This is a genomic window from Actimicrobium sp. CCC2.4, from assembly GCF_034347385.1.
Classification (GTDB): domain Bacteria; phylum Pseudomonadota; class Gammaproteobacteria; order Burkholderiales; family Burkholderiaceae_D; genus Actimicrobium.
This window is the reverse complement of the sequence record NZ_CP133777.1, coordinates 211602-223998: the sequence shown is the minus strand read 5'-3', so window position 1 is coordinate 223998 and position 12397 is coordinate 211602. Positions and strand designations below refer to the sequence as shown.

Genomic DNA, 12397 nt, shown 5'->3' with positions numbered 1-12397 from the left:
CATGTCCAACGTACTCGTAGATCCCATCGTCATCGTCGGTGCCGCCCGCACGCCATTGGGTGCTTTCCAGGGGGATTTCTCGGCGCTGTCGGCCAGCGAACTGGGTGCCGTCGCGATCCGCGCCGCGGTCGAACGCGCCGGCATCGATCCGGCCCTGGTCAACGACGTCATTTTCGGCAATTGCCTGATGGCCGGCCAGGGGCAGGCGCCGGCACGGCAAGCGGCAATCAAGGCCGGTATCCCGGTCTCGGCCGGTGCCGTCACGCTGTCGAAGATGTGCGGCTCGGCCATGCAAGCCACGATGTTCGGCGTCGATTCGCTGCTGGTCGGCACCAATGATGTCGTCGTCAGCGGCGGCATGGAATCGATGACCAATGCGCCGTACCTGATCCCGAAAGCCCGCGGCGGCTACCGTATCGGCCACGGCATGATGTACGACCACATGATGCTCGACGGCCTCGAAGACGCTTACGAAAAAGGCCGCTCGATGGGCACCTTCGCCGAAGAGTGCGTCGACAAGTACGCGTTCAGCCGCGAAGAGCAGGACGCCTTCGCGATCGCCTCGGTGACGCGCGCACAGGCCGCCGCCGCCGACGGCTCGTTCGACTGGGAAATCGCACCGGTCACGGTGTCCGGTCGCAACGGCGACGTCGTCATCGACAAGGATGAAGGCCCGCAAAAAGCCAAGCTCGACAAGATCCCGAAGCTCAAGGCCGCCTTCAAGAAAGACGGCACCATCACCGCCGCTTCGTCGTCGTCGATCAACGATGGCGCGGCCGCGCTGGTGCTGATGCGCGAATCGATGGCCAGGAAACTCGGCTGCACGCCGATCGCCCGCATCATCGGTCACAGCCGCCATTCGCAAGCGCCGAACTGGTTCACTACCGCGCCGGTCGGTGCGATTGAAAAGCTGCTGGCCAAGACCGGCTGGGCCTTGTCCGATGTCGACCTGTTCGAGATCAACGAAGCCTTTGCCGTCGTGCCGATGGCCGCGATGCGCGAGCTCGATATCCCGCACAGCAAGATCAATATCCACGGCGGCGCTTGCGCACTCGGTCATCCGATCGGTGCCTCCGGCGCGCGCATCATCGTCACGCTGATGGGCGCCCTGAAAAAAACCGGCGGCAAGCGCGGCATCGCCTCGCTGTGCATCGGTGGCGGCGAAGGTACGGCCGTCGCGATCGAGATGGTATGAGCGCACAGACTGCACTGATCGTCGGCGCCTCAAGGGGCATCGGCTTCGAACTGGCGCGGCAGTACCGCGCTGACGGCTGGCGCGTGCTGGCCAGCGTGCGCCGGCCGGCCGATGCGGCTGCGCTGGAAGCACTCGGTTGTGAAGTCCTGCAGCTCGATCTCGACGATGCCGCGCAATGCGCAGCGCTGGGCGCGCGGCTGGCATCAGAGCGACTTGACATCGCGCTGCTCAATGCCGGTGTCTACGGCCCGCAAACCAGCGTGCCGGCTATCCCGACAGCGGACGAATTCGATACCGTCATGCATGCCAACGTGCTGGGTGCGATGCGCCTGCTGCCACTGCTCGGTCCGCTGGTGGCCGCTGCCGGCGGACGGCTGGCCGTGACCTCGTCGTCGATGGGATCGATCAGCCTGCGCAGCAACACCAGCGGCTGGCTGTACCGCGCCAGCAAGGCCGCGCTCAATTCGCTGCTGGTCGATGCGTCACTTACGTACGCACCGGCGATCTGCGTGGCGCTGCATCCGGGCTGGGTGCGTACCGCGATGGGCGGCGACGGTGCCGACCTCGACGTGTCCGACAGTGCCGCGGGTATGCGCGCCACGCTGGCCGGGCTGACGGCGGCTGGCAACGGCCATTTTTTCAATTACAACGGCGCGCCACTGACCTGGTAGCACCGCCCCGGAGACACGATGCAACTGAGCCCAGAACACGAGATGATCCGCGACGCCCTGCGCAGTTTTGCGCAGGAGCGACTCGTTCCCAATGCCGCGCGCTGGGACAAGGAACACCATTTTCCGCAGGATGAATTACGCGGCCTGGCCGAGCTAGGCGCGTACGGTGTCGCCGTGCCCGAAGCGCTCGGTGGTGCGGGCCTCGATTATCTCGCGCTGGCGCTGGTGATCGAGGAGATTGCTGCCGGCGATGGCGGCACCTCGACCGTCATCTCGGTCAACAATTGCCCGGTCTGCAGCATCGGCATGATGTACGCGAACGCCGCACAAAAAGAGCAATGGCTGCGCCCGCTGGCACAGGGAACCATGCTGGGTGCGTTCTGCCTGACCGAACCGCATGCCGGCAGCGATGCCTCCAGCCTGCTGACCACGGCGGTGCGCGATGGCGACGAGTACGTACTCAATGGCGTCAAGCAATTCATCACCAGCGGCAAGCACGCCGATGTCGCCATCGTGCTGGCCGTCACCGACAAGGCCGCCGGCAAGCGCGGCATCAGCGCGTTCTGGGTACCGACGTCTGCGCCCGGGTATGTCGTCACGCGTCTCGAAGACAAGCTCGGCCAGCACTCGTCGGATACCGCCGCCATCGCGTTCGAGAACTGCCGCATTCCCGTCGCCAACCTGATCGGCGACGAAGGGCAGGGTTACCGGATTGCGCTGTCGGGACTCGAAGGCGGACGCATCGGCATTGCCGCGCAAGCCGTCGGCATGGCGCGCGCGGCCTTCGATGCGGCGCTCGCGTATGCGAAGGACCGCAGCAGTTTTGGCAAGACGATTTACGAACATCAGGCAGTGCAATTCAAGCTGGCTGACATGGCCACGCAATTGGAAGCGGCGCGCCAGTTGGTCTGGCATGCGGCCAGCCTGAAAGACGCCGGCGTGCCGTGTTTGAAAGAAGCCGCGATGGCCAAGCTGTTCGCCAGCGAAATGGCCGAGCGGGTTTGTTCGGATGCGATCCAGATTCATGGCGGGTATGGCTATGTGAGTGATTTTCCGGTTGAGCGGATTTATCGGGATGTGCGGGTTTGCCAGATTTATGAAGGGACCAGTGATATTCAGAAGATATTGATCGGGCGGGCGCTGGCCTGACCACACAAAAAGACGGAGACCACGTGATGAAAAAACCAGTGCCGTGTCCCTGCGGCGGCCCCGATTTCGCCACCTGCTGCGGGCCCATCCTGGCCGGCACGCCGGCCGCGACCGCCGAGCAGTTAATGCGCTCGCGCTACACCGCCTACACCCGCAACAACGACGCTTACATCACCGCGACATGGGCCGCCAGCACGCGTCCGGCACCGGTCGCCGTCGCCGATGACAGCACCAACTGGCTGGGCCTCGACATCCGCCACAGCAGCACCGATGGCGACAGCGCCATTGTCGAATTTATCGCCCGCTACAAAATCAACGGCCGCGCCCAGCGCTTGCACGAAGTCAGTCGCTTCGTGCGCGAGCAGGGTTGCTGGTTTTATTTGGATGGCAGTTTTCCGGAAAGTACCCGCGCATCATGATCCTCGAATCAAAACTTAATCCCCGCGCCGATGATTTCAAGGCCAATGCTGCCGCGATCCAGGCCGTCGTCGATGACCTCCGCCGCACCGTCGAAAAGATCGCGCTGGGCGGCAGCGACGATGCCCGCGCCAAGCATGTCGGCCGTGGCAAATTGCTGCCGCGCGACCGCGTGATGATGCTGCTCGATCCCGGCACGCCCTTCCTCGAATTCTCGCAACTGGCTGCGCACAACGTCTACGACAACGTTGCGCCATCGGCCGGCATCATCACCGGTATCGGCCGCGTGTCCGGCCTCGAATGCGTGATCGTCTGCAACGACGCCACCGTCAAGGGCGGCACCTATTACCCGCTGACCGTCAAGAAGCACTTGCGCGCGCAAGAGGTGGCCGACCAGAACAATTTGCCGTGCATTTATCTGGTTGATAGCGGCGGCGCCAACCTGCCGAACCAGGATGACGTGTTTCCCGACCGCGACCATTTCGGCCGCATCTTTTTTAATCAGGCCACGCTGTCGGCCAAGGGCATTCCGCAAGTCGCCGTCGTCATGGGTTCCTGCACCGCTGGCGGTGCCTACGTGCCGGCGATGAGCGACGAATCGATCATCGTCAGGAACCAGGGCACGATCTTCCTGGGTGGCCCGCCGCTGGTGAAAGCCGCCACCGGCGAAGTTGTCAGTGCCGAAGATCTCGGCGGTGGCGATGTGCATACGCGCCTGTCCGGCGTGGTCGATCACCTCGCGCAGAACGACCTGCACGCGCTGTCGCTGGCACGCACCATCGTGTCCAACCTGAACCGCCGCAAGCCCGAGCAACTGGCCCTGCGCACCAGCGTCGAGCCGAAATATCCGGCCGAAGAACTGTATGGCGTCATCCCGCTCGATACCCGCAAGCCGTTCGACATCAACGAAGTCATTGCCCGCATCGTCGATGGCAGCGAGTTCGACGAATTCAAGGCGCGCTATGGCACCACGCTGGTGTGCGGATTCGCGCACATCCACGGCATGCCGGTCGGGATCATTGCCAATAACGGCATCCTGTTTTCGGAGTCGGCATTGAAGGGTGCGCACTTCATTGAACTGTGCTGCCAGCGCAAGATCCCGCTGGTCTTTTTGCAGAACATCACCGGCTTCATGGTCGGCCGCAAATACGAAAACGAAGGCATCGCCCGCAATGGCGCGAAGATGGTGACAGCGGTGGCGACCGCGGCCGTGCCGAAGTTCACCGTCATCATCGGCGGCAGTTTTGGTGCCGGCAATTACGGCATGTGCGGCCGCGCTTTCTCGCCGCGCTTTTTGTGGATGTGGCCGAACGCGCGCATCTCGGTGATGGGCGGCGACCAGGCTGCGAGCGTGCTGGCTACCGTCAAGCGCGATGGCATCGAAGGCAAGGGCGGGGCCTGGAGCGCTGCCGAAGAAGACGCTTTCAAGCAGCCAATCCGCGACCAGTACGAACAGCAAGGCCATCCGTATTACGCGTCGGCGCGCTTGTGGGATGACGGCGTGATCGACCCGGCCGATACCCGCAAGGTGCTGGCATTGGGCCTGAGCGCGGCGCTCAATGCACCGATTGCCGAGACCAAGTTCGGCGTGTTCCGGATGTGATGATGAGCACCTATTCGACACTCACTCTGCAGCACGCCGCCGGCGTCGCCACGGTCACGCTGAACCGTCCCGAGGTCCGCAATGCCTTCAACGAAACCAGTATCGCCGAACTGACCACGGTGTTCGCCGCACTCGGCAACGATGACACGGTGCGCGCCATCGTGCTGGCTGCCGAAGGTGTGGCGTTTTGCGCCGGTGCCGACCTGAACTGGATGCAGCAGATGGCCGCTTACAGCGACGCCGAGAACCTCGCTGACGCAGGCCGGCTTGCCATCATGTTGCGCACAATTTACTTGTGTCCGAAGCCGGTAGTGGCCAGCGTGCAGGGCGATTGTTATGCCGGCGGCATGGGGCTGGTGGCGGTGTGCGATATCGCGGTGGCCGCCGATCACGTCCAGTTCTGTTTGTCCGAAGTGAAGCTGGGTTTGATCCCGGCAACGATTTCTCCGTACGTGATCAAGGCCATGGGTGACAATGCCGCACGGCGCTACTTCCTGACTGCTGAGCGTTTCGACGCAGCCGATGCATTGCGCATCGGTTTTGTTGCACAATCGGTGCCGGCGACGACGCTTGATGCGACCGTCGCCGGCATCGTCAAGGCACTGGTTTCGGCCAGTCCCGACGCGGTACGCGAAGCCAAGCGCCTGGTGCGCGACATCGCCGGCGCACCGATCACCGACGCGCTCATTGCCGATACGGCAGAGCGCATTGCACTGGTCCGCGCATCGACCCAGGGACGCGAAGGCGTCCAGTCATTTCTCGAGAAGCGCAAGCCAGCGTGGCTGGCCTGAGCGCTCTCACTACCTCACAGGATTGCATTCCATGACCTCACAGACCATCGCCTTTCAAGCGGCCACCCCGACTATCGTTGCCAGTACATGGCCGGTCGAAGACGTGCTCGCGCTGTTCAATTTGCCGTTCAATGAACTGCTGTTCAGGGCCCAGCAAATCCATCGCGAACACTTCGATCCGACCGAAGTCGAACTGGCCACGCTGCTGTCGATCAAGACCGGCGGCTGCCCCGAAGACTGCGGATACTGCCCGCAAGCCGCGCGCTACGACACCGGCGTGACCGCACAAAAAATCCTGCCGCTGGCCACCGTGCTGGAAGCTGCACGACAAGCCAAGGCCCACGGCGCGACACGCTTTTGCATGGGTGCGGCGTGGCGTGAACCGAAGGACCGCGATCTGGAACAGGTCGAAGAAATGGTCCGCGAAGTCAAGGCGCTGGGGCTGGAGACCTGCGCCACGCTGGGCATGCTCGGCGTCGGTCAGGCCGAAAAACTGAAGGACGCCGGCCTCGATTACTACAACCACAACCTCGACACCGCACCCGAGTTCTACGGCAACGTGATCTCGACCCGCGACTACCAGCACCGTCTCGACACGCTCGGTCGTGTGCGCGGTGCCGGCATCAAGGTCTGCTGCGGCGGCATCGTCGGCATGGGCGAATCGCGCCTGCAACGCGCCGGGCTGGTCGCGCAACTGGCCAACCTGACGCCGTATCCCGAATCGGTGCCGGTCAATCATCTGGTGCAGGTCGAAGGCACGCCGCTGTATGGCAGCGAAGCACTGGACCCGCTGGAATTCGTGCGCACGATTGCGGTGGCGCGGATCACGATGCCGACCGCGCGGGTGCGCCTGTCGGCTGGGCGTCGGCAGATGGGCGAAGCGGTGCAGGCGATGTGTTTCCTGGCCGGGGCGAATTCGATTTTTTATGGTGACAAGTTGCTGACCACCGGCAATCCGGAAGTCGAGGAAGATCAGGCGTTGCTGGCCAAGTTGGGCATGCGTACGCGGGCGACCAAGATCGAAGCGGAAGGGTGTCATTGATGGTCAGGGTCTTGTAGTTCAGAGAGATTGCGGAAGAGAACAGGAGTTGTCGGGGTCAGAGTTTTTTTTCGCAGGGGGTATCGCGAAAATTACTCTGACCCCGACAACGGGCTACGGAGCACAGTCATCGCGCACCGGCAGCTACGGTCGCGATTAGCCGGCTCCGAAATCCGCAAGCAGGGTCAGAGTAATTTTCGCGGAAAAGCATCGCGAAAAAAACTCTGACCCTGGTTGCTGCCGTTGCGGTTTGCGACGGTTGGTTAAAGCGACACAGAACGTAGGGTGCAATAACCAAAGGGCATTGCACCGCGCGCACCCGAAAATGGACAACGAAGCGCGACGCTTGCGCACGAATAACCACAACAAAGAGACCACCATGTTCACCAAAATCCTGATCGCCAATCGCGGCGAAATCGCGTGCCGTGTCGCTGCCAGTGCCCGTCGGCTCGGCGTCAAGACCGTCGCGGTCTACTCCGACGCCGATGCCACCGCGCGCCACGTGGCGCTGTGCGATGAAGCGGTCAGGATCGGCCCTGCCGAGGCCAAAGAAAGCTACCTGCGCGCCGACAAGATCATCGAAGTCGCGCTCGCCACCGGCGCACAAGCAATCCACCCCGGCTACGGTTTTCTGTCCGAAAACGCCGGCTTCGCCGATGCCTGCGCCGCCGCCGGACTGGTCTTCATCGGCCCGCCGGCATCCGCCATCCGCGCGATGGGCAGCAAGTCCGCTGCCAAGGAATTGATGAGCAAAGCCGGCGTGCCGCTGGTACCCGGCTATCACGGCGAAAATCAGGACGCCGATTTCCTGCGCCGCGAAGCCGACCAGATCGGTTATCCGGTGCTGCTCAAGGCCAGCGCCGGCGGTGGCGGCAAGGGCATGCGTATCGTCGAATCCAGCGCCGACTTTATCGCCGCGCTGGCCTCGTGCAAGCGCGAAGCGATCAACAGTTTTGGCGACGACAAGGTGCTGGTCGAGAAATACCTGAGCGCGCCGCGCCACATCGAAATCCAGGTCTTCGCCGACACGCAAGGCGAGTGCGTCTACCTGTTCGAACGCGATTGCTCGGTGCAGCGCCGCCATCAAAAAGTGCTCGAAGAAGCGCCGGCTCCCGGCATGACGCTGGCGCGCCGCAGCGTGATGGGCGAGGCCGCCATTGCCGCTGCCAAAGCCGTCAATTATGTCGGTGCCGGCACCGTTGAATTTATCGCCAATCAGGATGGCTCGTTCTATTTCATGGAAATGAATACGCGCCTGCAGGTCGAGCATCCGGTCACCGAAATGATCACCGGCCTCGACCTGGTCGAATGGCAATTGCGCGTGGCTTCGGGCCAGCCGCTGCCGCTGCGCCAGGACCAACTACAGATCAACGGCCACGCGCTCGAAGCCCGCATCTATGCCGAAAATCCGGAGAAGGGTTTCCTGCCCTCGATCGGCACGCTGCGCCATCTCGGCACGCCGGCTGCGATCAGCTTCAGCACGCCGATCGACCTGCACGAACACAGCGTCATCCGCATCGATAGCGGCGTGCGCGAAGGCGATGCGATCTCGCCGTTTTATGATCCGATGATTGCCAAGCTGATTGTTTGGGGCAAGGACCGCGATGCCGCGCTGCGCCAGATGAGCGAGGCGCTGTCGCAATACCGGATCGTCGGCCTGTCGTCGAATATCGGCTTCCTGAAACGGCTGGTCGAGAGCGCACCATTCGCCGGTGCGCAGCTCGATACCGGGCTGATCGAACACAACCATGCAGCGCTGTTTCCGGCACCCGTGGCGGCAAGTCTGCCGGTGTTGGCACTGGCCGCTGCGGTACTGCTGCAATCGGCGCAATCCAGCGATGCCAGCCCATGGTCCGGCACCGATGGCTGGCGCATGAACGTGCCGCTGCAGCGCACGCTGGATTTGTCCGACGAGGCGGGTGCCTATCCATTGCGTGCAATTTACTTGCGTGATGGCTATCAGCTCGGGCTTGGCGACGTCACTGTAGCCATGAAAATCATCCGCCGCGACGGCGATGCGATCACGCTGCAACTCGGCGCGCACACCGTGCGCGGCACCGTCGTGCGCGATGGCGAACAGCTGCATGTGTATCTCGATGGCCAGCACAACACGCTGACCTGGACCGATCCGCTCGCGCATTCCGGTGCGACCGAAGCCGAAGGCGGACGCCTGACCGCGCCTATGCCGGGCAAGATCGTCGCGGTGCTGGTCGCGGCTGGCGACAGCGTCGAGAAGGGCGCGCCTATGCTGATCATGGAAGCCATGAAAATGGAACACACGATCACCGCGCCGGCCGCCGGCGTGGTCGAGCAAGTGCTGTACGCCGTCGGCGACCAGGTCGCGGAAGGCGCGCCGTTGCTCTCGTTTGCCACCGCAGTAATTGCCTGACAGGGAGCGCCTCATGCAGATTATTTTTTACGCCGATGGCGGTGCCGCCGAGCAGTGGCTCACCGAATTGCACAAGGCATTGCCGCTGGCCGACGTGCGCGTCTGGCACGACGGCGACACCGCACCGGCCGATTACGCCGTGGTCTGGAAACCGCCGGCGGCGATGTTGCAGGGACGCGCTGATCTGAAGGCCATCTTCAACCTTGGTGCCGGTGTTGACGCCATCCTGCAACTCGGCGATGCGCTGCCAGCCGGTGTGCCGGTGGTGCGGCTCGATGATGCCGGCATGGCGGTGCAGATGGCCGAGTACGTCAGCTATGCGGTGTTGCGGTATTTCCGGCGCTTCGATGAATTCGATGCGCAGGCGCGCGACCATCAATGGCGCTTCCTGAAGCCACGCCGCAAGGAAGAATTTTCGGTCGGCATTCTCGGCATGGGCATACTCGGCGCGCGGATTGCCGAGGCCTTGCTGCAGTTCGATTTTCCGGTGCGCGGCTGGAGCCGCAGCCGCAAGGAAATCCCCGGCGTGCACTCGCATGCGGGGGCCGACGAGCTCGATGACTTCCTCGCGCAATCGCAGGTGCTGGTGTGCGTGCTGCCGCTGACACCGGAAACGACCGGCATCCTCGATCGCGCCACGCTGGCCAAATTGCCGAAGGGCGCGTATCTGGTCAATGTCGCGCGCGGCGCGCATCTGGTCGAACGGGATCTGGTGGACTTGCTCGACGAAGGTCATTTGGGCGGCGCGATGCTCGATGTCTTTCACGACGAACCGCTGCCGTCCGACCACCCGTTCTGGAACCAGACGCGCATCACGATCACGCCGCATGTCGCGGCGCTGACCTTGCGCGGCGACAGCGTGCGGCAGATCGCCGCCAAGATCAAACAGATCGAGCGTGGCCAGCCGGTTGCCGGCCTGGTCGACATCACCAAAGGATATTGAAATGACCCTGCCTACCCACGTCAAGATCGTCGAAGTCGGCCCGCGCGACGGCCTGCAGAACGAACAGCAAATCATCCCCGCCGGGATCAAGATCGCGCTGGTCGACCGGCTCACCAAAGCAGGGTTTCGCAACATCGAAGCGGCGTCCTTCGTCTCGCCTAAATGGGTGCCACAGATGGCCACCTCGACCGATGTGATGGCGCAGATCGTGCGCGGCAATGGCGTCGTGTATTCGGCCCTGACGCCGAACATGCAGGGTTTCGATGCGGCGCTGCAGGCGCGGGCTGACGAAGTCGTGATCTTCGCCTCGGCCTCGGAAGCGTTTTCGCAAAAGAACATCAACTGCTCGATGGCCGAATCGATCGAACGCTTCCGCCCGGTCGCCGCCGCCGCGAAACTGAATGGCTTGCGCCTGCGCGGCAGTATCAGCTGCACGATGGGCTGTCCGTACCAGGGCGCGGTATCGCTCGATAGCGTTGCCGACGTGGTCGCGCGATTGCGTGCCCTCGGCTGCGATGAAATCGACATCGCCGACACCATCGGCGTGGGCACCCCGCATCAAGTGCAAGCGGTGATGCAGCGCGCCGCGCAGGAGTTTCCGCTGGCGCAGCTGTCGGGACATTTTCATGACACTTACGGGCAGGCGCTGGCCAACATTTACGCCAGTCTGGAAGTCGGGATTGCGATTTTTCATGCGTCGGTGGCGGGGTTGGGCGGGTGTCCGTATGCCAAGGGCGCGACCGGCAATGTTGCGACTGAGGATGTGCTGTATCTGATGCAGGGGCTGGGAATAGCGACCGGTATTGATCTGAATGCGGTCGTTGATGCGGGGCAGTTCATTTCGCAGCAGTTGGGGCGCAAGGCGGCGAGTCGGGCGGGGAATGCGATTGCGGCGGCGCGGGCGTCAGCGGCATAGCGAACAAACGGAACGAGTCGGCTTTGCAAGCGCAGCGCGCGGTGTCCCGCATGGTGCGTCCTGTGCCGGAAAAAGATATTCGGATTCTCCGGAACTGATCTTGCCAAGCCGCCACTCAAATCCATATCCCACTCTTGAAGTTGCAATCTGGAATCTTTTACGGCCAGTTGCCACTGACGATCATGCCTAAATACTTTGATGCCGCATTAAAGCGCCCAGTGCCCCCGCAACCGACCCAGGCAGCGTCGCCGCGACCTGCCACCGCCGAGACCGGTTCTGCGCCCGCAGCGCCCGCTGCCGCGACACACAGCGGTCCTGCCACCATCGGCAGGAAAGACACCGGCGCAAACCGTACCGAGCAGGTGCTGCGGCAAAGCAGTCCGAACTTCAAAAAATTTCAGCAAGCAACACAAACCCGTCCCATGGAAGCCACCTTGAGCCAGGTCGCCACCGAATCCAGCATCACGCTGTGCACGGCGATGGCCGATACCAGCCATTTACTGGCGCAAATTCACGCTCTCGGCGCGCCTGCCAGCGAAGACAAGCCGGTGCTGGCGCAGCGACGTGCCGACTTGTCGAACCAACTCCTCAAAGGCGTCGACTTCGAATTCGACTGCATGGATGCTTTGGCCGGCGCACTGACCGGCTTGCAGCGGGTCGATGTCGCCAAGTTGACGGTCGCACGCGATGTCATCAGCCAGGCCGGTAGCCAGGAAGCCAAACTGGTGCCGCTGCTGACACGGCGCGAACAGCAGTCAGCGGTCTTCCAGGCCGCCCGCAGCAAGGATGCCAGCGTCGCCTGGCAAATCATTGACCGGCGTACCAGTCAGATTGTTGAGCAGTTGCTGCGGGTGGGGATTCTTAAGGCGGATTGATTGCTTGGTTGATTGATTGCTTGGTTGGTTGATTGCGCGCGGCGCGACTGCCGTCGCAGCGCGGACAATCCGGGCAGTCTTCGGGCCGGTTGCCATCGAGGTAGACCGACCGGCGGCATGTTCCTTTCTTTACTCAATGCGACTGTTTCGCTGTCTGCGGTGAGCCTTCATTTCCTGCGCGAGTAAATAGCATCCAACTGGTGATGTCGTCTGGTCGTGCGCGATGTTTGGGGGCGGACGTGCTGTGCTGATGAGGGATTGTTGTGTGCCTTTTGCAGGGGGTTGGTTCCGTAATGTGCCGGTGAGGAAGCTGCTGGTCTGTCGCCGGGGCTTTGTTTTTGACGGGTTTCTTGTCGTCCGTCGCCGAATGCCTGGCCGCATGACCATCCATCAATAAATCGTCCGCATC

Annotated in this window: 11 protein-coding genes; all 11 read left to right on the top strand. The window is 62.8% G+C overall.

Going from position 1 to position 12397, the window contains the following annotated elements:
• The first annotated feature begins 1 nt into the window (after position 1).
• The 11 genes from RHM62_RS01100 (at position 2) to RHM62_RS01050 (ending at position 11988) form a co-directional block, all read left to right on the top strand.
• Positions 2-1195 carry an acetyl-CoA C-acyltransferase gene (locus tag RHM62_RS01100; protein WP_322123752.1) on the top strand — a complete coding sequence of 398 codons (1194 nt, stop codon included), beginning with the start codon at positions 2-4 and terminating at the stop codon, positions 1193-1195.
• The gene (locus RHM62_RS01095) at positions 1192-1866 is read left to right on the top strand and encodes an SDR family oxidoreductase (protein ID WP_322123751.1); all 675 of its coding nucleotides are present in this window, start codon (positions 1192-1194) and stop codon (positions 1864-1866) included. The genes RHM62_RS01100 and RHM62_RS01095 overlap by 4 nt, the downstream gene beginning before the upstream one ends.
• An 18-nt stretch (positions 1867-1884) precedes the next feature.
• Positions 1885-3015 (top strand): acyl-CoA dehydrogenase family protein, encoded by a 1131-nt coding sequence (locus tag RHM62_RS01090; protein ID WP_322123750.1) that lies wholly within the window; start codon positions 1885-1887, stop codon positions 3013-3015.
• Between the two features lie 26 nt (positions 3016-3041).
• Positions 3042-3434, top strand: a complete 393-nt coding sequence (locus RHM62_RS01085; protein WP_322123749.1) for a YchJ family protein — start codon at positions 3042-3044, stop codon at positions 3432-3434.
• The gene (locus tag RHM62_RS01080; RefSeq protein WP_322125286.1) at positions 3428-5035 is read left to right on the top strand and encodes a carboxyl transferase domain-containing protein; all 1608 of its coding nucleotides are present in this window, start codon (positions 3428-3430) and stop codon (positions 5033-5035) included. Before RHM62_RS01085 ends, RHM62_RS01080 begins: the two co-directional genes overlap by 7 nt.
• The gene (locus RHM62_RS01075; protein WP_322123748.1) at positions 5035-5826 is read left to right on the top strand and encodes an enoyl-CoA hydratase/isomerase family protein; all 792 of its coding nucleotides are present in this window, start codon (positions 5035-5037) and stop codon (positions 5824-5826) included. The genes RHM62_RS01080 and RHM62_RS01075 overlap by 1 nt, the downstream gene beginning before the upstream one ends.
• A 31-nt stretch (positions 5827-5857) precedes the next feature.
• Positions 5858-6868, top strand: a complete 1011-nt coding sequence (gene bioB, locus RHM62_RS01070; protein WP_009667122.1) for a biotin synthase BioB — start codon at positions 5858-5860, stop codon at positions 6866-6868.
• Positions 6869-7244: 376 nt separating this feature from the next.
• Positions 7245-9254 carry an acetyl/propionyl/methylcrotonyl-CoA carboxylase subunit alpha gene (locus tag RHM62_RS01065; protein ID WP_322123747.1) on the top strand — a complete coding sequence of 670 codons (2010 nt, stop codon included), beginning with the start codon at positions 7245-7247 and terminating at the stop codon, positions 9252-9254.
• A 13-nt stretch (positions 9255-9267) separates the two neighbouring features.
• Positions 9268-10197 (top strand): glyoxylate/hydroxypyruvate reductase A, encoded by a 930-nt coding sequence (locus RHM62_RS01060; protein ID WP_322123746.1) that lies wholly within the window; start codon positions 9268-9270, stop codon positions 10195-10197.
• 1 nt (position 10198) lies between these two features.
• Positions 10199-11113 carry a hydroxymethylglutaryl-CoA lyase gene (locus RHM62_RS01055; protein ID WP_322123745.1) on the top strand — a complete coding sequence of 305 codons (915 nt, stop codon included), beginning with the start codon at positions 10199-10201 and terminating at the stop codon, positions 11111-11113.
• A 182-nt stretch (positions 11114-11295) separates the two neighbouring features.
• The gene (locus RHM62_RS01050) at positions 11296-11988 is read left to right on the top strand and encodes a hypothetical protein (RefSeq protein ID WP_322123744.1); all 693 of its coding nucleotides are present in this window, start codon (positions 11296-11298) and stop codon (positions 11986-11988) included.
• Positions 11989-12397 lie beyond the last annotated feature (409 nt).